The sequence below is a fragment of the Caloramator sp. Dgby_cultured_2 genome, from assembly GCF_028872215.1.
Lineage (GTDB): Bacteria > Bacillota > Clostridia > Clostridiales > Caloramatoraceae > Caloramator > Caloramator australicus.
In genome coordinates, this window is the sequence record NZ_CP118396.1 from 1,347,511 (window position 1) to 1,367,913 (window position 20,403).

Genomic DNA, 20,403 nt, shown 5'->3' on the forward strand with positions numbered 1-20,403 from the left:
TGATCATATTGCTCTTTATCGACTAAAAAGAAAAATTTACATTTCCAAGATCATGATAGACCGCTCCTCCTCCAGTAATACGTCTTGCAATTTTCCCACCATTCCTTTTTAGTGTAGTAATATTGCACTCTTTCCATGGATTTTGATTTTTCCCAATAATAACGGTTTTGTCATTTTGCCATATATATAAAAAATTTCTCCTTTATTTATTGAGTTCAAAATAGCTTCTTCAAGAGCTAAGTTGAACCATGGATCATGTATTTTTGAAAATACGATTTTAGGTTTAATATTTCTATGCAAAGTGAATTGCTCCCTTCTCAAGTCCTAATGCAGCCTCATGTATTATTTCAGAAGTTGTAGGGTGTGCATATATAGTTTCAATAATGTCTTCTGGACAGAGATTCTTTTTATCGCCAATGTTATGTTTGCAATAAGATCTGTAGCATGTATTCCTATTATAGTAGCTCCTATAATTTTCTTATTATGTATATCCTCTATAAGCTTTATAAAACCTCTGTTATCTCCATAGGTTAACGCTTTGCCATTTGAAGCAAAAGGAATTTTAGAAACTTTTATTTCAATGCCCTTACTTATAGCTTCCCTCTCATTTATCCCAACTGTTGCAATTTCCGGCTCTGTGAATATTGCTGATGGAACATTTGCATAATCCATTTCTTTTTCTTTGCCAAGTATATTATCAACCGCAACAATCCCTTGATGAGAAGCGACATGAGCCAGTAAGATTCTATCAGTCACATCACCTATAGCATATATATTAGATATGTTAGTTTGCATTTTTGAATTTACCTTTATTCCCCTTTTGTTATCATTCAATTCAATACCTAATTTTTCAATTCCTAGTTCATCCATATAAGGTTTTCTTCCGACAGCTAAAAGTATCTTATCTCCCCTTAGATATTTTCTTTCACCCTTCTGTAGAAAGCCTACTATTAATTCATCATCTTCAGTTTTAAATACCTCTTCCACCTTCGATCCAGTATAAATTTTTATACCTTTTTCAATAGCATTTCTACTAATTTCTGCAATAACATCATCATCAAGATTTGCAAGACAATTATCAAAATATTCAATTATAGAAACATCAACACCAAAATTTGCAAATATAAATGCGAACTCCATTCCTATAACTCCGCCACCGATTATTATCATTTTTTTAGGAAGGTCTTTTATCTCTAAAGCTTCATCACTAGTAATTATGTTGTTATTGTTAATTTCATTAATACCTTCTATTTGTGGAATATATGGTTTTGAACCCGTAGCTATTATTATATTTTGTGCTTTTACTATGTATTCTCTGGAATTCCCTTTTACATGAATAGTTTCTTTATCGGCAAAGCTTCCTAAACCCTCTAAAACCGTTACATTATTCTTCTTCATTAAATATTTAATCCCAGAATTAAGTTCATTTACAACTTTATTTTTTCGTTCTATAACCTTTTTAATATCAACACTTGGATTTTGTAGTAAACAACCAAATTTATCTGCATTTTTTATAATTTTATACACTTCAGCTGAACGAACCAAAGCTTTAGTTGGAATACACCCTCTGTTTAAACAAGTTCCTCCAAGTTTATCCTTTTCAATTAAGACTACATTCTTACCATTTTGTGCTGCATAAATTGCAGCAACATAACCACCTGGTCCTCCTCCGATTATTGCTATATCGCATTTTAATTCTTCCTCTTTTGGTTTTAGTATAGTTGCAAAATAATCAAAAGCAAAATTTTCTTCCGATTTAGTCTTTATTTCTTTTGTGTCTTTATTAGAATAATCTTCTTTAATAATTGCAATAACTGAATTCTTAGTAATTATATCGCCTTCATTTACATAAATCGATTCTATAATACCTTTTACTCCTGGTATTATGGGAATAGCTGCTTTATTTCCTTCAACTTCTATTAAAACATCTCCTGTTTCAATACTATCCCCAACTTTTTTATAAATTTTAACAACCTGTGCCTCATTTTCATGTCCTAAATACCTTTCAAGTGTTACCTTCATATAAATTCCCCATACAAAAAGGCAGCAATGCTGCCTTTTAAATTACTTATTAAAATCCTTCCTAAACTCTTCAATTGAATCCTTAACAAGCGTTACTGTATAGGCCATTGAAGGTCCTCCACCAAATGCTACGGCCACCATTGCAGCTTCCATAATTTCTTCAGGAGTAGCTCCAGCTTCAAGAGCTTTATAAACATGGAACACAATACAGTATTCACATCTATTGTATGCAGCAATACCAACACTAATTAATTCCTTTGTCTTAACATCAACAGCATTTGGTTTATATGCTGCACCAAGAAGATTCATAAAAGCTCCTACTTGCTCTCCATTAGACTTTGAAACAACTTGAAGTCCACCCATAAACTCATTTAACATTTCCCTTGGATTTTTTCCCATTGTTACCTCTCCTAATTACTTGCTATTCTAATTATTAGTATAGCAAGTATTATGCAAAAATCAATAAAAAATTTGATTATTTTTGACAAACATATTACATATTCATACATTCTCTAAATTTTCCATAAATTTATCTAAAACCTTTTTGAATATTTCTATCTCTTCATCGCTAATTCCCTTGAAGCTAATTGGCTCATTTTTTCACCTTCAGGTAAAAGTTCTTCTATCCTTTTTTCCCTTTTTCAGTAAGTTCAATATAAGTAATCCTTCTATCATTGCTATCTTTAAATCTCACTATAAATCCATCTTTCTCCATTCTATCTACAAGCCGAACTGTTGTAGACTCCTTTATATTCATTTTGTCTGATAATTCTTTTTGACTCATCCTACCATCCCTTAATAAAAATACATAGCAGTCCATTGAACTCGTGTAACTCCAAAAGGTAATAATCTTTCATTGAAGGTATCAGCTAGCTTTTTAGCAACCTTATTAGTTGAAAAGCATACACAAGTATCTAAATCAAACATTAGCATGCCTCCTTAGCAAACATTATTAACAATAACTTTCTATTATGAAATTATATTAGCATAGTGTAAAATTATTGTAGGACGAAAAAAGACAAAAATTTAAAAGAGACAACCCCTGTGATAAAATAAAAGTGAAAAAACACACAAACCAATAAGGGGTGTCTCTTTTGAATAATATTATACAACAACATTTAATAAATTTCACTACTAAATTAATAAAAAATGTTGAAGAAACTATATCAAAAGAATGGGATCTAACAAAACTTGTTGATGTAGTTAAAAAAATGACTGATGAATTAGGAGCAAACATAATAAAGGACTTTTTAGAAGAATTAGATAAAACGATTAAAGAAGATGAAAAAAGGAAAAAGGGATGGGTAGTAGAAAGGAAAGACAAGAAAAAGATTGTAACAATGCTAGGCGAAATAGAATATGCAAGAACGTATTACAAATCTAAGAAGAATGGGGAATATAGATATTTACTTGATGAAATTATAGGGATAAGCAAACATGAGAAGGTAGATAAAGAAGTAAAGATAAAGCTGGTGGAGAACGCAATTAATATGTCCTATGAGGAGAGTAGTAAAATAACATGTCCGGAGAAACTAAGTAGACAGACAGTATTTAATGCAATAAGACAGGTAGGAGAAGTAGAAGTAAAAGGGAAGTAAAAGAAAAGAGGAAAGTAAGGGTGCTATACATAGAAGCAGATGAGGATCATGTGGCATTGCAGGATGGGAAGAAGGAGATGCCAAGGCTTGTATATATACATGAAGGAAGGCAAAGCAAAAATGGGAGAAACGAATTAAAGAATGTATATTACAAAGCATACGTTGGTGTAGAAGCTGAAGAAATATGGATAGATGTAGCGAATTATGTGTATGACAATTATGAAATAGAGAGCATAGAAAAGATATACATAGCAGGAGATGGAGCAAGATGGATAAAGGAAGGAATGGAATGGATTCCGAAAGCGAAATTTGTATTAGATAGATATCATTTGAACAAATACATAATAAGAGGGACAGCAAAGCGAGAAGAATATAGGCAAAAGATATGGGGAGCGATAAATGAAGGGGATAAGAAGGTTTTAAGGGAGATATTTAAGGAGTTAATAAATATAGCAGAAACTAAGACAGAAAAGGAGAGAGCAAAAGAAGCAAGGAGATATATATTAAATAACTGGGAAGGGATAGTAATATATAAAGAGGACGAGGATGTAATAGGATGCAGTGCAGAAGGGCATATAAGCCATGTATTATCAGCGAGATTAAGCAGTAGGCCATTAGGATGGAGTAAAGAGGGATTAAAGATAATGGCAAAGCTAAGGGTATTTAGCAGGAATGGAGGTAATTTAAGGGAAATAAGTATATACAAGGAAGATGTTGAAACATTTAGATTAAATAAAAAGAAGATAAAAGAAACAATTAAAAGAATAAATAATTCTTCACGAGAAGGAATAAATAATATAACAATATTAAACATTGGAAAAGTAACACCGATGTATAAGATATTAAAATCAATTAAATATGAAAATATAATTTAAAGTTTAAAAGTTTACGAAAGTCTTGATTTTAAACATTTTAGGGGGTTGTCTATAAAAAATTAACCTACAATATCTTGACACTATCTTATATTAGACTTAAAATAAAAATTCCATTATATTATATTATAATAATTATTAGTAATAATTCTATAATAATATAAAGGAGATGTTCATATGAGGCTCTATTACCAAAATCCCTACATGTCCGAATGGGAGGCAAAAATAATACATCAAATAGAAAAGGACGGCCTTTATTTAATTGAGCTATCAGAAACCGCCTTTTATCCTGAGGGTGGAGGACAGCCAAGAGATTTTGGCTGGATTGATGGCATTGAAGTTGTAGATTTAGTAGAAGAGGATAAAAAAATATATCATGTAGTAAAAGAAAAAATAAACAAAGACATCGTAACTTGCAAAATAGATTTTGAAAGAAGATTTGACCACATGCAGAACCACACTGGGCAGCACCTTTTGTCGGCAGTCTTTCTAGAAATGTATAATGCTCCAACTAACAGCTTTCACCTTGGTGATGACTATTTGACCATCGACATAGGCCTTGAAAACATAAATGAAGAAATAGTTTTAAATGTTGAAAACAGGGTTAATGAGCTTATATTTAAAAATATCCCAGTAAAATCCTACATAGTTAATCTAGATGAAGCAAGAAAACTCCCATTAAGAAAACTACCACCAACAGACGTTGACATAAGGATAGTAGAAATAGAAGGAATTGATTATTCCCCCTGCTGTGGCACCCATGTAAAGAGCCTTGGGGAAATAGGAATGCTAAAAATACTTAAAACAGAAAAATACAAAAACATGACAAGGATATATTTTAAATGCGGAAAAAGGCTATTAAAGGATTTTCAAGAAAAGAATATTATTATAAATAGCCTTATTAAGAACCTTTCTGTTCCTCAATCAGAGATTTTATTAAAATTTGACTCCCTCCAAAGCGAAATAAAAAACCTTACAAGGCAGCTAAATTCCTTAAAAGAATTAAACGCAGAATACATAGCAAAGGAGCTTTTAAATGAATCTAAAGAAAATAAAATAGTAAAAATATTTGAAGATAAATCCTTTGAAGAGGTTCAAACAATTGCAAGCAAAATAACATCTCTAAAGGATAACTTAGTTATCCTTGCATCTTTAAAAGATAAAAAGGTTGTCCTTGCCCACAACGGTAGCCTCGACATAAACTGCGGCAAAATATTCAAAGAAGAACTTCCAAAGTTTAATGGTCGAGGCGGTGGAAGCCCAAAATTTGCTCAGGGAAGTTTTGAAAGGATAAACGATCTTAATGATTTTATCGCATTTTTAGGCAGATAATTTAAGAGAATCCCTACCTCGGGGATTCTCTTATATTTTCCACACCTCATCATCAATGTCGTTATCCCAAAAATCTATACTTGATTCGCTTGATTTTATAAGGTCATTGAATATCTTTTTATCATGCTTCATCTTTAAAAAAGTTATAAAATCTATAATTTCCATAACATCATCATCAGGTATATCTTTAATTAAATCAAATAGAAGTTTTTTAGCTGTATTCATAACATCACCTTCCAAACCATATGCTTATATTAATATTATATCACAATACCTTAAAAATAGCATATAACTATTAGTTATCCTACCACCCTCTTTCCAAGGTAAGCCTCCTGAACTTTTGGATCTGATGCAATATCCTTTGCACCTCCCTCAAGGGTTATTCTCCCCTGTTCAAGGACATAGGCTCTGTCGGCAATTTCAAGGGCTTTAAAGGCGTTTTGTTCAACAAGAAGAATTGTTTTTCCCATCTTCTTTATATCCAAAATTATCTTGAAAATTGTATCCACAAGCAGCGGTGCAAGGCCTAATGAAGGCTCATCAAGAAGCATAATTTCAGGCCTTCCCATAAGGGCCCTTCCTATTGCCAGCATCTGCTGCTCTCCTCCTGATAACGTTCCTGCCATCTGCTTTTCCCTTTCCTTGAGCCTTGGAAAAATCTCATAAACATTTTGAAGATCCTTATTTATCTCTGCCTTATCCTTTCTAAGATAAGCCCCCAAAAGCAGATTATCCTTTACAGTTAGATTTGCAAACACAAGCCTTCCTTCAGGAACCTGACAAATTCCTTTAGCTACAATCTTATGAGGAATAAGGGACAATTTTTCACCCTTATAAAAAATCTCTCCCTCCTTTGGTTTTACAATACCGGTTATAGTATTTAAAAGCGTTGACTTTCCAGCACCATTTGAACCGATTATGGTTACTATCTCCCCTTGATTCACCTCAACATTGATTCCCTTAAGGGCATGTATACCTCCATAATATACATGCAAATTTTTCACCTTAAGCATTATTACCACCCCCTAGGTAAGCCTTTTGAACCTCTGGATTTTGTTGAATTTCTTTAGGGGTTCCCTCGGCAAGCTTGCATCCAAAGTTTAAAACCACAATTTTATCGCATATCTCCATAACAAGATCCATATGATGCTCAATCAAAAGAACGCTAAGATCAAATTTATCCCTTATAAATGCTATAAGTTCCGTTAGCTTTTCCGTCTCCTCAGGATTCATCCCCGCAGCAGGCTCGTCAAGTAGTAGAAGCTTTGGTCTTAGGGCAAGGGCCCTTGCAATCTCAAGTCTTCTTTGAAATCCGTAAGGTAAATTGTTGGCAATAAAATTTCTTCTATCCTGAAGCCCTAAAATCTCCATGAGCTCCTCTGCCTGTTCCTTTAGAAGCTTTTCCTCCCTATAAAACCTTGAATTCCTTTTAATCTTTTTAGGAACTAAACCAAAAACCATCGCTTCAAATAGGCTATAATTGGCATTATACTGACAAGCAGTAAGGACATTTTCATATACCGTTAGCCTTTTAAAGAGCCTTATATTCTGGAATGTCCTTGTAATACCCATATTGGCTATTTTAAAGGCTTCTTCATTTTGAATTTCTTTCCCATCAAAAACTATTTTTCCTCCCGTCACCTTATAAACCCCAGTAACCAAATTAAATATAGTTGTCTTTCCTGCTCCGTTAGGCCCTATAAGTCCAGTAATACTTCCCCTTTCAACATCAAAGGTAACATCATTAACTGCAGTAAGTCCCCCAAATTGCTTAGTTAATCCATTAACCTGCAATATATTCATTTACTTGCCCCCTCTGCCTTAGCTTCTTTAACTCTTTTTCTAAACAAATTCCTTAAAACATCAAAACTAAGTTCCTTACCCCCCATAAGTCCTTCTGGCCTTGCAATCATAATAAATACAACTATAACTCCGTAAACCACCAATCTCCAATTTGCAAAACTTCTTAAAATTTCAGGAAGGGCAATTAAAAGAATAGTTCCAACAACACTTCCGGTTAAACTTCCAAGTCCACCAAATATAACTATAATCGTAAGTTCCGTTGATCTTGTGAGGCTGAAAATCTTAGGCTGTAAAAATCCAAGATAAGTTCCTAAAAGTCCTCCGCCTACTCCTGCGTAGAAGGCACTTATAACAAGGGAAATCATCTTATATTTAAAGGTATCAATTCCAATAATACTGGATGCGAGTTCCTCCTCCCTTACCGCAATCATGTTTCTTCCATGCCTTGACCTTATAATATTTCTAAGAAGAATGACTGCTATAATATCTATTATAATTACAGTTATCAAAGTTGTTTTAAGTGGAAGTCCAGGCCATCCCCTTGCTCCTCCAAAATATTGAATGTTATCTAATAGAAGCCTTATTGCCTCTCCAAAACCTAAAGTTGCAATGCAGAAGTAATCTCCCTTTAACTTTAATGTAAGCTTTCCTATGATAAAACTAAAAAATGCAGCAAATAGTCCTCCCATTAAAATGGCAGGAATAAAGGGAACTTCAAGCTTCATCATCATAAAGGCAGTTGTATATCCACCAATTGCCATAAACCCTGCATGTCCAAAGGAAAAAAGTCCAGTAAATCCTGTTAAAAGGGATAGCCCTAATACAGGCAGAAGATAAATTCCTGCAAGCATTATAATGCCCTTTAAATAATACCAACTCAGCATATAAATCCCTCCTTCTTACGCCTTGTCTTCTGTAACTTTGCCCATAAGTCCCATGGGTCTTACAACTAATATAAATATAAGAAGCACAAAGGCTATTAAATCCCTATATTGTGAGGATATATAACCCGACGTTATTGTTTCTATGATTCCTAAAAGAACAGAGCCTATAACTGCCCCCTGCAAACTTCCAAGCCCTCCAAATACAGCAGCAATAAAGGATTTTAAAGTGATATTCCCAATCTGAGGATATACTGTATATTTCATTCCAAATAAAACACCTGCAAGTCCTGCTAAAAAACCTCCAAGCCCAAAAACAAGAAGGATTATAAAATCCGTATTTATCCCCATTAAGGCACTAGCCTTCATGTTAAAGGATGTTGCCTGAATAGCCTTTCCTATTTTTGTATGGTCAATCAAGTAGATCAATAAAACTAAGAAAACAGCTGAAATTATAAACATCGTCAAATCTATTCTTCCGATAGCCAAATTCCCAATTTTAATAGGCTGAGCTGAGAAAACCTCAGGATAGGTTCTAAAGGTTGGCCCTATAGTTGCAATTATTATATTTTCAAGGAAAATCGAAACTCCCATTGCAGAAATTATAAAATACAAAAATGGAGCCCTTCTATCCCTAAGGGGTTTATATGCAACCCTTTCAACCAGTATCGCCATTAGGGCAGCACATATTCCTGAAGCAATAAAGGCGACGGAAAATGGAAATTTATAAAGGGTCATAAAGAAAAATCCAAAATAAGCGCCAAACATAATAATTCCACCATGGGCAAAGTTAGAAAAATTCATTATACTATAAACCAGCGAATAGCCCACAGCCATTAGGGCATAAACGCTTCCAATTGAAAGGCCATTTATAATCTGCTGAATAAATCCAGACATCTTTTTTCCCCTTTACATTCAATTAAGGTGGGAAAATCCCACCTTATTTAACTGCATATTTTTCAACAAACTTATATTTTCCATTTTCTATTTTAATTATTGCAGCTTCTTTGTTTTCAGGATTATGGGTATCCTTGCCTATTTTGATATTTCCTGTTATTCCTTTAATTTCAATACCTTCTAGAGCTTCTTTGATCTTTTCCCCTTCGAAGCTATTTGCCTTCTTTATTGCTTCAACTAAAAGCGTGCAGGCATCGGTTGCAAGATAGCCGTTTATTTCTGAATCCTTGCCAAACTTTTCTTTATATTTATTTCTAAATGGTTGAACCTCAGGATCGTCAAAATCCAAATGATTGATAATATATGAGCCTTCAACAGCATCACCGGCCATTGTCATTAGCTGTTCTGATGGCCAACCATCTCCACCCATCAAAGTCGCAGTGATTCCAAGTTCCCTTGCCTGCTTTGCTGAAAGGGCAACTTCCTTATAATAATACGACATAAATATAACATCTGGATTTGCTGCCTTTATCTTTGTAAGCTGAGGTCTAAAATCAACATCCCCAGTTTTAAATCCTTCCTTTGCAACAATTTGTCCACCCTTTTTAGTAAATGTTTCTTCGAAGTATTGAGTTAACCCTTGGGAATAATCATCGCCAATATCATAAAGAATAGCTGCCTTTTTAAATCCTAAAACATCTATCGCATAACCTGCTGCAACAGCACCTTGATATGGGTCTATAAAGCAAATTCTAAAATTAAATGGCTTTACCTTTCCATCCACAACAGTAACCTTTGGATTTGTTGCAACTGTTGCAATATCAGGAACCTTCATTTCTTCTAATATAGAAGAAATTGGTATTGCCTGTCCACTTGAATTAGGTCCTATTATTGCAATAACCTTGTCTTGGGATGTCAATCTTCTTACAGCGTTAACTGCCTCCGTTCCATCACCTCTTGTATCATAAGCCACAACTTCAACTTTCTTTCCTAATAAGCCTCCATTGTTGTTTAACTCCTCGAAAAACATCTTTACTGCATTTGATTCACACTGTCCCCATACTGCCTGGTCACCACTTAAAGGTCCAATCCAACCTACCTTAATAACGTCCCCTGCCTCCTTTTAGCACAGCCGCTAAATAAGGAAATGACTAAAACAAAAACTATAAGTAGGGATAAAATTTTTTCATTTGACATCCTCCTTTGTGCAATTTGTCCAATTAAAGTATATAATTTATTCAAAACATTTTCAATATTTAGAATTATTAAAATATTTTTACTTTATATCTAGAGCATTATTTTCTTTATTCCCCTATTTAAGATTTTGTAATAATCAATAAAATCATAAATATCTTCTTCAAACAAACTTGAAAAGCCTTTAAATTCTTCTAAACTAAGCTCATTTATGTTTTTTCCTTTTTCCTCACAAAACAGAACTATTTTTCCAACGATCCTATGGGCATCTCTAAAGGGGACACCTTTATTTACAAGATAATCCGCTACCTCTGTGGCATTTAAGTAGCCATCCTCTATTGCCTTTAAAATTTTCTCTTCATTTACCTTCAAGGTTCTAATAACTCCCTCTAAAACATCTAGGCAATTTTTAACCGTGTCTAAAGAATCAAATATAGCTTCCTTATCCTCCTGCATATCCTTATTATAGGCAAGCGGAAGCCCCTTTAAAATAGTTAATAAAGCCATCAAGTTGCCATAGACCCTTCCTGTTTTTCCCCTTATAAGCTCTAAAGAATCAGCATTTTTCTTTTGGGGCATTATGCTGCTTCCCGTTGAAAATTCATCATCTAAAGTTATAAATTTAAACTGGCATGAAGAGTATATTATAAAATCCTCAGAAATTCTGCTAAGATGCATCATTATAATGGAAAGATCCGACAAAATTTCAAGGACAAAATCCCTGTCCGAAACCCCATCTAAAAAGTTTTCGACTGGTTTTTTAAACCCTAAAACTTTAGCTGTAAATTCCCTATCTATATCATAGGTTGTTCCAGCAAGGGCACAGGAGCCTAGCGGGCATTCATCCATAATATCTATTGCATTTTGGATTCTTCTTTTGTCCCTTTCAAGCATGTTAAAGTAAGCCATTAGATAGTGCTTGAAAGTTATAGCTTGGGCAGGCTGAAGATGGGTAAAGCCTGCCATAATATATGGATTTTCATCAGCCTTTTTCTTAATAGTTTGTTGAAGAAACTTTATTTTTTCTATTATAATGCTGCATTCCCTTTTTAAAAATAATTTTAAATCGGTAACAACCTGATCGTTTCTTGACCTTGCCGTGTGAAGCTTTTTACCTAAAATCCCTATCCTTTGGATTAAGTGAAACTCCACAAAGCTGTGGACATCCTCAAAATCACCTATAAGTTCAAGCTTTCCTGATTTAATATCCTCTAAAATCTCTTCAAGGCCATTTATTATCTTACTTCCTTCTTCTTCCCTTAATATTCCTACCTTTGTCAGCATCTTTGCATGGGCTATGCTTCCTTCTATATCATCGAAGATCAATCTTTTATCGATCTCAAATGAGGAATTAAACTTTTTCATTAAGGGATTTTCCTCCTTTTCAAATCGTCCTCCCCATAACTTTTTCATTTTATCATCCCCATCTTCATCATTGCCTTAATCTTTATTGGAAGCCCATACAAATTAATAAAGCCTTCTGCATCCTTATGACTATAAACTTCACTATATCCAAAGGATGAAATATCCTTATCGTAAAGGGCAAATTTACTCTCCACCCCAGCAAGAATAATGTTGCCCTTATAAAGTTTAAGTTTTACTTTTCCAGTTACATTTTCCTGAGTTTTTTCAATAAATTCATCGATAGCCTCCCTTAAAGTTGTAAACCATAAACCATTATAGACAATTTCTGTATATTTATGCGAAATTATTTCTTTGAAATGAAGGGTCTCCTTATCTAATGTTAAATATTCAAGATATCTGTGGGCCTCGTAAAGTATACTTCCTGCAGGAGTTTCATAAACTCCCCTCGATTTCATACCCACCAATCTATTTTCAATGATATCTATAACTCCAATTCCATTTTCTCCGCCTATTTTATTTAAAACCTCAATTAATTCAACAGGGTTTAATTCTTCCCCATTAACCTTTTTAGGAACGCCCTTTTCAAATTCAATATCAACGTAACTTGCTTCATCCTTTGCCTTCTCAGGTGGAGTTACGATATCATACATTTCAATTTTATGTTCATTCTTAGGGTCCTCTAAATCCCCACCTTCGTGACTTACATGCCATAAATTTTTATCAACAGAATAAATCTTTTCCTTAGTAACAGGAACTTCTATTCCCTTTAAATTAGCATAGTCTATAGCATCCTCCCTTGATTTGATATCCCAAATTCTCCATGGGGCTATTATTTTTATAGTTGGATCAAGGGCAGCAATGCCAAGCTCAAATCTTACCTGATCGTTGCCCTTTCCTGTGCAGCCGTGGCAGATATACTCTGCTCCTTCCTTATGGGCAATTTCAACAAGCTTTTTGCCATTAAAGGTCTTGCAAAGGCTGTTCCAAGAAGGTATTTTCCCTCATAAAGAGCTCTTGCTTTAATAGCTTTAAAAAGATACTCCTTTGCGAATTCCTCCTTAACATCTTCAATATAAACCTTTGATGCTCCGGATTTTAATGCCTTTTCCTTGATCTTTTCCATGTCATCTCCCTGTCCTACGTCGATACACACAGCTACGATCTCTGTATCGTAGTTCTCCTTTAGCCAAGGAATAATTATCGAAGTGTCGAGCCCTCCTGAATAAGCAAGTATTATCTTCCCATGTAAACTCCTCCTCTTTGTTTTTTAATAATTATACAATTATTTTTATATTTATGCAATAGTTTTTTAAAAATTCACCCCATAAGATGCCAAATAAATTTATCGGAATCTTACAGGGTGCTTATTTTTACCCATCTTTATTTCTAAAAACTAATTTACAACTACATTTATTATTTTATATATTTTAGGATTTTGCCTTAAGCTCACTTTAATAGTAGTTTTTCCTTTACCTATCCCAGTAACTTTCCCGCTTTTATCAACAATAGCTATTTTTTTATTTGCTGATTCCCACACCAAATCCTTTATTGAAACATTTGTTGGTTTTGTAGTTACTTTTACATATGTTGATTTCCCTTTTGACAATGTAACTGATGTTTTGTTCACATTAACAGTAGTTTTTACCGTCTTTAAATCTGCTATAGATGGCTTTGTATATATATCGGCTGCTACAACATTAACCTTAATAATTTTATAGTAATTAGGATTATATTTATTATATACTTTTACATACGTTTCACCCGAATTTTGTGCTTTAATTAGTCCATTATTATCTACAGTTGCAATATACGGGTTCATTGACTCCCATATTATGTTTGATATGTCTGCATCCTTTGGCATAACATTAATAAGTTTTATACTTTCAATCTTTCCTTTTTCTAACTTAATATTTTGTTTATTGACCTCAAATTCCTTTGCAAAAATATTTTTTCTGTTAGGTTCTTTCCTTTACTTTCAAATAGTCTAATAGCATCCTCTAAGCTCTTTTCGTTAAATATATGTGTTTCCTTCATTTTTTCATTTGTTAAAAGAAAAAATAATAATCAATTCCTCTACCACCTATTGGATCATCAAAAGTAGTGTCCAAATGATACCACTGTCCATCTATATTAACAACATTCCAAGCATGATCCATTTCACTACTCGATATCATTAAACAAGGAATACCTGCCTTATTTAACATCTTATATGTTAACATTGCATATCCCTGACAGACAGCAGTCTTAGATCCTGTTAATGCTTCATAAGATGTATGCCTTGATAATGTTGTATCATAACTAACATTACTTACTATCCAGTCATGAATAGCCTTAACCTTTTCACGCACATTCATACTAGGCAAAATTATTTGAGTTAATATCTTATCTATTTCTTTATCAACAAATTCCCTTTGTTCTTTAGTTTCAAAATAATCCATAGAGAAGTCGAATAATATATAGCGACTCTGTAAATTAATACTTATTGAATATGGACCTAATAATCCATATCCAGATATATCCATAAAATATTGGGTTAAGTCTAAACTATTCTCAAGAATATCATCTGCACCATCATCAAAATAAACTATCAAAGCATTTTCTCCCTTTTCCAATGAGTAATACATCTTTCGATAAAAGTCCCACTCATCCTTAACTTTAATAATTCCCCTTTCATTGGAAGCAAAGGCCATATTAGGAAGAAAAATAAATACAGATAATAATAAAATAAAAATCCTTTTTGCAAATTTAACTCTCTTCACTTTAACACCTCATTCTCAACATTTAGTCTATATTATTTTTTCTTTTCAATTATTTCTTTAATAACATCCTCTATCTTTATATTCACGTATCCCGCTGGATAGCGGTATATTTTTGCTCTTTGAGTTGAATTTGTTAAGTCCCCTTTCGGTGGTAACGAAGTATTCAAAGCCTGCTCCTTTTGCAATTTCTAAAACCTTTTCGTTATACTGTCCAAAGGGAAAACATAAAACCTTAGAATCCTTGCCTAAAAGGTTTTTAATAACCTCCCTTGATTTTACAAGATCATCGTAAATTCTTTTCTCATAATCCCTTTCCCTTTCAAGCCTTTTAGCAATAGGATCATACCCTCTATGGGCAAGTTTTCCGCCCTGCTTTAGGGATTCATTTATATAAATATAATCGTGGCTCTCATGGGTATGGGAATCTATTTCTATAAGTCCGCTTGAATAAACTTTTTTACATCCTCTTCATTCATGGAAAAACTATCCTTTTCGCCCTTAGTTGTTATCCTTGAAGTTATAATAAAATTAACAGAAGGGATATTATACTTTTTAAAATTGGAAAGGCATATCTATAAAATCCCTTTAAGCCATCATCAAAAGTAATTAAAATTGCATTTACAGGCGGCCTTTTTCTTCCCTCAAGACAGGCAATGGTATCCTGTAAAGATATAAAATTAAACCCCATCCTTTTCAAAGTTATAATATCCTTCTCAAACCTCTCAGGAGTTATTGTAAGATTTGTCAAAGGCTTAGGACTTACATTATGATAGGTTAAAACGGCAATTTTATCCTTATAATAAATTTTTTGCCTTCCTCTGCATTAACATTAAAGGAAAAAAGGAAAAAAATAAAACTAAAAACCAGATCCTCTTCATCTTTTAAACCTCTCCCTTAAAACCTTACATAAAAACACAGGCAAAACAGACATCCTTTTATATCTCCATGGCTCCTTTATGAGTCTATAAAGCCATTCAAGACCTAATTTTCTCATAATCTTTGGAGCCCTTTTAATATTACCTGAAATAACATCAAGGCTACCTCCAATTCCCATAAGTAGGGGAACTTGTAGTCTTTCCATATGCTTAGTTATCCAATACTCCTGCTTTGGACTTCCCATTGCAACAAATAAAATATCAGGATTTTTTTCTTAATATCCTCAATAACTTCCTCTTCATCCTTAAAATATCCGTCCCTAACTCCAACCACATTAAGACCGTGAAACCTTTCCTTTAAAACCTTAACAGCCTCATCGGCAACTCCTGGTTTTGCACCTAATATGTAAACCCTATATCCTCTTTCAGCTGCTCTTTTGCAAATATTTATCATAAGGTCGATTCCTGTAACCCTCGACCTTATCCTTCCTCCGTTTAAAATCGAAGCAATAACAACTCCAACGCCATCGGCAATTTGAATTGTTGCGCTGTTTAATAGATTTTTTAAGCTTTCATCCTCCTGCGCCTTCATTATCTTTTCAGGATTTATAGCGACAATAAAGGAGGGTTTTCTTTCCATTATTATTCTATCAACTTCCAAAAGAACTTGTCCCATATTAAGAGGACAAACATCGACACCAAGATACCTTTCCTTTACCATATTAATCCTCCATTATCTTCTCGTATATTTCTTTATATCCTTCAACAAATCTTTCAATGGAATAAAATTGTCTTGCTTTATCATGAAGCCTTTTACCAAATTCTATGCATTTTAAATCATCCCTTAAAAGATTTAACATTTTTTCTGTTAGATCCTCAACATCCCCATATTCCACTAAATAACCGTTGTTTCCATCCTCAACAAGGTCAGAAATTCCTCCTACCATAGTAGACACAACCGCTTTTTTATATTTTGCCGACTCTAATATGCTAAGTGGAAAACTTTCACTCCTTGATGTTAAGCAGGTAAACCTAGATATGTATAAAAACTCGTCTGGTCTTTGAAAACCTAAAAATACCACACTATCAGCAATATCATATTCTTCAACATATCGCTCAAGCTGATTTCTAATTGGTCCATCTCCTACTATTAAAAACATAGCATCAGGACATTCCTTTAAAACCTTTTTGCCGCATCAAAGAAAAACTTATGGCCCTTAATTGGATGAAGCCTTGCAACCATAGTTACAAACTTTTTATTCCTTGGAAGGTCGTATTTTTCTATTATTTCATCATAGTCAAAATTATAGACCTCGTCAAAGTCAATTCCGTTATATACTACAAATATTTTTTCTTCTTCATATCCTCTTTCTACTAACATCTTCTTAAAATCCTTGGAAACTGCAATATAGTAATCAAAGCTCTTTAGGGCATAGGCGTTTATCCTTGAAAATATGAGAGTCTTAAAGGGATTTCCCTCATAGTCCATAAGGTAGTCACTTGTGAATAGTAGTTACAAAGGGTTTATTTATAATTTTCTTCAAAAACATTCCTAAAAAGTTTGCCCTTCCACCGTGACAATTAATTAAATCAACCTCTTCCTTAACCGCAACCTTTTAATCTCATCAAGGATACTAAGGTCAAACCTACCCCTTTGTTCGATAAGGCGAATGTCAAGTCCCATTTCTAGTCCTTCCCTATAAAGGGCACCATCCATAAGACAGATTATTATATTTTTAAAGGATTTAGCATTTGCGGCAAGGCTTAAAAGATGCCGTTTAGAGCCCCCAACTTCACCACCGCTTATAATATGTAAAACCTTCATAAAACCTCTCCTCATCAGATGAGTATTCTACAAATTATTTATACCATATATAAAACAACTAAGCAAATAAATTTTAAGGACGGCCCAAGCCGTCCTTAAATAGTTTTATATATAATCCCCGCATCTCTTAATACATCTTTAAATCCCTCAAACAAATTCTTTGTATCAAAAATTACAGCTCCCTTTTGAAGGCTTCCTATGATATCGTCAATCTTTATATCCTCAAACTCCTTCTGTTTTGCAAGGACCATTATGCCATCTGCATCCTTTATAGCTTCCTCAAGGCTATTTACCTTAAAGGGATACTCCGTAACAACAGCAGGGTCATAGGCTAGGACCTTCGCTCCCCTTTTTCTTAATATTTTAATTATCTCAATTGGAGGGCTTATCCTATCGTCGTTGGAATAATCCTTCATAGCAATACCTAAAACTCCTATTTTTGCCCCCTCTATTGTCTTTCCAGCACCCCTTAAAAGCTTTTCCATGATATTTACCATTATCTCAGGAAGCTTTGCATTCTTCTCCCTTGAAAGTTTCAAAATATCTAAATTTACCCCAAGCTCTTTAGCCTTTGGTTCTAAATAATGATATGCATTAGGAATGCAGTATCCTCCAACACCTGGGCCTGGAACTAAAAGATTTACCCTTTTATGGGTATTGGCAACTTTTATAACCTCAAATATATTGATTCCAAGGGCCTCTGTAAACCTTGCAAACTCCTGCACCATGGCAATATTTACATCCCTTTGAACATTTTCAAAAACCTTTGCAGTTTCAACAACTTTAATAGAGCTTGCAATTAAAACATCCGTCTTGCAAACAATCTCTAAAAGCTCCTTTGCCCTTTTGGCACTTTCTTCATTAACACCTGCAACAACCCGTTGGCATATATGCAAATTCTTCAAAGGCTTTACCCTCCGCAATCCTTTCCGATGAATAAGCAAGATAAAAGTCTACACCTGCCTTCATTCCTGATTCTTCTTCAAGGATAGGAAGTAAAATCTCCTCTGTCGTCCCAGGAATTACAGTGCTTCGTATAACCACTAAATCTTCCCTTTTCAAGTTTTTACCTATAAGCCTTGTGCATTCCACAAGGTCGGTTAAATCGTGCTGTCCATTTATTATCGGTATCCCAACGGTAACAACGATGTTATTGCACTCCTTTAAAGCTAAAACCCCATCAGTTGTTGCCCTATATCTTCCCTCTTCAAGTTGCTCCTTTAAGATCTCCTGAATAGTCCTTCCCTCAAAGGCCTCCTTATGATAAGTAATTCCTTTATTTATATCCTTAACAAGGTTTTCTACAACATCAACTCCATAAACATTGCATCCCCTCATTGCAAAACTTAATGAAAGGGGAAGTCCCACAAACCCTTGTCCAAAAACTGCAACATTTCTTAAGCTTTCCTTTATATTATCCATTAAAATTCCTCCTCAGCTTCTAAAACATAGGCCTTATATAAAAGAGCCGTTAAAAGCCATGCAAAAACATTTAACTGTGGTATAAACATTAGATTGTTAAAATTGTTTTGGAAAAGATACGATACCCAAAAGCCTATAAGACTAAGGGCAATAACCTTATAATCCCTTGTTTTATTATAAACCACAATAACCAAATAAAAAAGCATTATATATATGAAAATAAAATTAAGTCCACCAAAAATACCCATCTCAGCAAACATCTTTAAAAAAGAATTGTGGGGACTCCAAAGGTCCTTCCTTACAAAGAGCTCAGGGAACCTTTTTATATAATCATCGTAAAAATACCTATAATTCCCATGGCCAACGCCTAAAACAAAATGCTCCTTAAACATTAAATAGGCCGTCTTCCATAGCTTAAACCTTGCATCCTTTGTAATTTTTTCTATAGATAAAAGGGTTATAAACCTTTTTCTTGTAAAGGGGTGGGCAATTAACGGAAGTATAAATGCAGGCAATATTGCTATAAATTTTTGTTTTCAATCAAAAGTATTACAAATAAACCTAATAAAAATGCAAGCCAAGAACTTCTATTTAAGCTAAACAGAAGGTTAAATAAAAATAAAGCCAAGAATAAAACATTATAAATCTTTATTTTCCTTTCCTTTATCATATCAACTATCGGGTAAAATATAACAATATTTACTGCCGCTCCCCAATAGTTTGGATTTACAAAAGTTGAATTTAGCCTTATATTTCTGTTTACCGTATAAGGTGATAATCCAAATATGAACTGGGTAACCCCATAAAGGGCTGCTACAACCATCGAGGCAAAACAGCATAAATGCCCTTTTTATAGTCCTTTTATCAGCTAAAAGAACTATAAAATAAAACAGGAAAACATACTCAAAAATCTTAAACTTTCACTAATTGCTGCACCTTTATTTTCTGCTATAAAAAGGAAACTATATTTAAAAGAACAAATAAGCCAATTAATAAATTTAATTTTAAAAGCCCCTTGTCCTTTAAATTATAAAGTTCCTTTAATCCACCTTCAAATAAAAGGTAGCAAAGACCAAAGAAAATCAAAATAGATGATATTATAAAATCCGCAGAAAGGGGCAAAAATCCTAATTTTATTTTTAAAGGTAAAATTGGAACTAAAAGAACAAATACATATATAGATATATTAAAAAGCCGCTTAAACATACTTAACACCTTCTATTCCCTAAAGCTTTTCAAAAATAGAATGCTCATAAAAAGTGCGATCAATAGCCCATGGGTTTTTAAAGTGGTTAAAAGTGACGAATTAACAAGAGCTAAAAAGGAACTAAAGGAAATCAAAACTATATATTTTCTATTTCTATTGTTTTCGCTGAAATATTCAAAGCCAAGTAAAACTAACGCCAAAAGCAATGTAAATATTATAATCCCAGCAAATCCTATATGGGAATAGGCATTTGCAATAAAGTTTACATTTGCAGACATTTGAGGTTCATGATACACATATCTTCCTATAATAAATGGGCTGTCGATTTTGTAGATATTTTTAATGAATCTT

26 protein-coding genes and 5 pseudogenes are annotated in these 20,403 nt (G+C 33.6%); 2 read left to right on the forward strand and 29 right to left on the reverse strand.

Annotation, left to right across the window (positions count from 1 at the left end):
• Positions 1 to 22 precede the first annotated feature (22 nt).
• The 6 genes from PWK10_RS19800 to PWK10_RS09285 all read right to left on the reverse strand — a co-directional run bounded on the left by PWK10_RS19800 (position 23) and on the right by PWK10_RS09285 (position 2,949).
• Positions 23 to 184 (reverse strand): lipoate--protein ligase family protein, encoded by a 162-nt coding sequence (locus tag PWK10_RS19800; RefSeq protein ID WP_446715365.1) that lies wholly within the window; start codon positions 182 to 184, stop codon positions 23 to 25.
• Positions 109 to 300: a hypothetical protein gene (locus PWK10_RS09265; RefSeq protein ID WP_274765849.1), complete on the reverse strand. Its 192-nt coding sequence runs from the start codon at positions 298 to 300 to the stop codon at positions 109 to 111. Before PWK10_RS09265 ends, PWK10_RS19800 begins: the two co-directional genes overlap by 76 nt.
• Positions 301 to 342: 42 nt before the next feature.
• Positions 343 to 2,022: a dihydrolipoyl dehydrogenase gene (gene lpdA, locus PWK10_RS09270; protein WP_274765850.1), complete on the reverse strand. Its 1,680-nt coding sequence runs from the start codon at positions 2,020 to 2,022 to the stop codon at positions 343 to 345.
• 42 nt (positions 2,023 to 2,064) lie between these two features.
• Positions 2,065 to 2,421 (reverse strand): carboxymuconolactone decarboxylase family protein, encoded by a 357-nt coding sequence (locus tag PWK10_RS09275; RefSeq protein ID WP_008909510.1) that lies wholly within the window; start codon positions 2,419 to 2,421, stop codon positions 2,065 to 2,067.
• A gap of 223 nt (positions 2,422 to 2,644) precedes the next feature.
• Positions 2,645 to 2,842: a MarR family transcriptional regulator gene (locus tag PWK10_RS09280; RefSeq protein WP_274765851.1), complete on the reverse strand. Its 198-nt coding sequence runs from the start codon at positions 2,840 to 2,842 to the stop codon at positions 2,645 to 2,647.
• Positions 2,818 to 2,949, reverse strand: coding sequence for a hypothetical protein (locus PWK10_RS09285; protein ID WP_274765852.1), 132 nt, complete (start codon positions 2,947 to 2,949; stop codon positions 2,818 to 2,820). The genes PWK10_RS09280 and PWK10_RS09285 overlap by 25 nt, the downstream gene beginning before the upstream one ends.
• Before the next feature lie 158 nt (positions 2,950 to 3,107).
• Between PWK10_RS09285 and PWK10_RS09290 the strand changes: the two are divergent.
• Both PWK10_RS09290 and PWK10_RS09295 read left to right on the forward strand, forming a co-directional pair.
• Positions 3,108 to 4,495: pseudogene (locus tag PWK10_RS09290) on the forward strand (ISLre2 family transposase).
• Between the two features lie 174 nt (positions 4,496 to 4,669).
• On the forward strand, positions 4,670 to 5,824 hold the full coding sequence (locus tag PWK10_RS09295) for a serine-tRNA(Ala) deacylase AlaX (protein ID WP_008909512.1): 1,155 nt from the start codon (positions 4,670 to 4,672) through the stop codon (positions 5,822 to 5,824).
• Between the two features lie 30 nt (positions 5,825 to 5,854).
• Here PWK10_RS09295 and PWK10_RS09300 read toward each other — a convergent pair whose 3' ends face one another.
• The 23 genes and pseudogenes from PWK10_RS09300 to PWK10_RS09410 all read right to left on the reverse strand — a co-directional run bounded on the left by PWK10_RS09300 (position 5,855) and on the right by PWK10_RS09410 (position 20,348).
• Positions 5,855 to 6,049, reverse strand: coding sequence for a hypothetical protein (locus PWK10_RS09300; RefSeq protein WP_008909513.1), 195 nt, complete (start codon positions 6,047 to 6,049; stop codon positions 5,855 to 5,857).
• A 74-nt stretch (positions 6,050 to 6,123) separates the two neighbouring features.
• Complete coding sequence (locus PWK10_RS09305; RefSeq protein ID WP_008909519.1) at positions 6,124 to 6,837, reverse strand: ABC transporter ATP-binding protein; 714 nt, start codon at positions 6,835 to 6,837, stop codon at positions 6,124 to 6,126.
• Positions 6,830 to 7,627 carry an ABC transporter ATP-binding protein gene (locus PWK10_RS09310; protein WP_008909520.1) on the reverse strand — a complete coding sequence of 266 codons (798 nt, stop codon included), beginning with the start codon at positions 7,625 to 7,627 and terminating at the stop codon, positions 6,830 to 6,832. The genes PWK10_RS09305 and PWK10_RS09310 overlap by 8 nt, the downstream gene beginning before the upstream one ends.
• Positions 7,624 to 8,511, reverse strand: coding sequence for a branched-chain amino acid ABC transporter permease (locus PWK10_RS09315; RefSeq protein ID WP_274765853.1), 888 nt, complete (start codon positions 8,509 to 8,511; stop codon positions 7,624 to 7,626). Before PWK10_RS09315 ends, PWK10_RS09310 begins: the two co-directional genes overlap by 4 nt.
• Before the next feature lie 15 nt (positions 8,512 to 8,526).
• Positions 8,527 to 9,405, reverse strand: a complete 879-nt coding sequence (locus tag PWK10_RS09320; RefSeq protein ID WP_008909522.1) for a branched-chain amino acid ABC transporter permease — start codon at positions 9,403 to 9,405, stop codon at positions 8,527 to 8,529.
• A 43-nt stretch (positions 9,406 to 9,448) separates the two neighbouring features.
• Complete coding sequence (locus tag PWK10_RS09325) at positions 9,449 to 10,510, reverse strand: ABC transporter substrate-binding protein (protein WP_342455754.1); 1,062 nt, start codon at positions 10,508 to 10,510, stop codon at positions 9,449 to 9,451.
• 182 nt (positions 10,511 to 10,692) lie between these two features.
• The gene (gene argH, locus PWK10_RS09330; protein WP_274765854.1) at positions 10,693 to 12,012 is read right to left on the reverse strand and encodes an argininosuccinate lyase; all 1,320 of its coding nucleotides are present in this window, start codon (positions 12,010 to 12,012) and stop codon (positions 10,693 to 10,695) included.
• Positions 12,009 to 13,201: pseudogene (locus PWK10_RS09335) on the reverse strand (argininosuccinate synthase). The gene argH and the pseudogene PWK10_RS09335 overlap by 4 nt, the downstream one beginning before the upstream one ends.
• Before the next feature lie 156 nt (positions 13,202 to 13,357).
• A complete protein-coding gene (locus PWK10_RS09340; RefSeq protein ID WP_274765855.1) occupies positions 13,358 to 13,825 on the reverse strand; it encodes an Ig-like domain-containing protein in 468 nt (155 codons plus the stop codon).
• 184 nt (positions 13,826 to 14,009) lie between these two features.
• Positions 14,010 to 14,723 carry a transglutaminase domain-containing protein gene (locus PWK10_RS09345; protein ID WP_274765856.1) on the reverse strand — a complete coding sequence of 238 codons (714 nt, stop codon included), beginning with the start codon at positions 14,721 to 14,723 and terminating at the stop codon, positions 14,010 to 14,012.
• Between the two features lie 32 nt (positions 14,724 to 14,755).
• Positions 14,756 to 14,890 carry a hypothetical protein gene (locus tag PWK10_RS09350; RefSeq protein WP_274765857.1) on the reverse strand — a complete coding sequence of 45 codons (135 nt, stop codon included), beginning with the start codon at positions 14,888 to 14,890 and terminating at the stop codon, positions 14,756 to 14,758.
• Positions 14,891 to 14,915: 25 nt separating this feature from the next.
• Positions 14,916 to 15,158: pseudogene (locus PWK10_RS19805) on the reverse strand (polysaccharide deacetylase family protein); the annotation flags it as partial.
• A gap of 82 nt (positions 15,159 to 15,240) precedes the next feature.
• Positions 15,241 to 15,471, reverse strand: coding sequence for a hypothetical protein (locus PWK10_RS09355; protein WP_274765858.1), 231 nt, complete (start codon positions 15,469 to 15,471; stop codon positions 15,241 to 15,243).
• 126 nt (positions 15,472 to 15,597) lie between these two features.
• Positions 15,598 to 16,319: pseudogene (locus PWK10_RS09365) on the reverse strand (WecB/TagA/CpsF family glycosyltransferase).
• Between the two features lies 1 nt (position 16,320).
• A pseudogene (locus PWK10_RS09370) lies at positions 16,321 to 16,764 on the reverse strand (glycosyltransferase family 4 protein); the annotation flags it as partial.
• Between the two features lie 11 nt (positions 16,765 to 16,775).
• A complete protein-coding gene (locus PWK10_RS09375; RefSeq protein ID WP_274765862.1) occupies positions 16,776 to 17,087 on the reverse strand; it encodes a glycosyltransferase in 312 nt (103 codons plus the stop codon).
• 96 nt (positions 17,088 to 17,183) lie between these two features.
• Positions 17,184 to 17,423: a hypothetical protein gene (locus PWK10_RS09380; protein ID WP_274765863.1), complete on the reverse strand. Its 240-nt coding sequence runs from the start codon at positions 17,421 to 17,423 to the stop codon at positions 17,184 to 17,186.
• A 95-nt stretch (positions 17,424 to 17,518) separates the two neighbouring features.
• The gene (locus tag PWK10_RS09385; RefSeq protein ID WP_274765864.1) at positions 17,519 to 18,328 is read right to left on the reverse strand and encodes a nucleotide sugar dehydrogenase; all 810 of its coding nucleotides are present in this window, start codon (positions 18,326 to 18,328) and stop codon (positions 17,519 to 17,521) included.
• Complete coding sequence (locus PWK10_RS09390) at positions 18,285 to 18,845, reverse strand: hypothetical protein (protein ID WP_274765865.1); 561 nt, start codon at positions 18,843 to 18,845, stop codon at positions 18,285 to 18,287. The genes PWK10_RS09385 and PWK10_RS09390 overlap by 44 nt, the downstream gene beginning before the upstream one ends.
• Positions 18,845 to 19,360: an O-antigen ligase family protein gene (locus PWK10_RS09395; RefSeq protein ID WP_274765866.1), complete on the reverse strand. Its 516-nt coding sequence runs from the start codon at positions 19,358 to 19,360 to the stop codon at positions 18,845 to 18,847. Before PWK10_RS09395 ends, PWK10_RS09390 begins: the two co-directional genes overlap by 1 nt.
• Positions 19,361 to 19,365: 5 nt before the next feature.
• Positions 19,366 to 19,668 (reverse strand): hypothetical protein, encoded by a 303-nt coding sequence (locus tag PWK10_RS09400; RefSeq protein WP_274765867.1) that lies wholly within the window; start codon positions 19,666 to 19,668, stop codon positions 19,366 to 19,368.
• 125 nt (positions 19,669 to 19,793) lie between these two features.
• The gene (locus tag PWK10_RS09405; RefSeq protein ID WP_274765868.1) at positions 19,794 to 20,051 is read right to left on the reverse strand and encodes a hypothetical protein; all 258 of its coding nucleotides are present in this window, start codon (positions 20,049 to 20,051) and stop codon (positions 19,794 to 19,796) included.
• A gap of 12 nt (positions 20,052 to 20,063) precedes the next feature.
• Positions 20,064 to 20,348, reverse strand: coding sequence for a hypothetical protein (locus tag PWK10_RS09410; protein WP_274765869.1), 285 nt, complete (start codon positions 20,346 to 20,348; stop codon positions 20,064 to 20,066).
• Positions 20,349 to 20,403 lie beyond the last annotated feature (55 nt).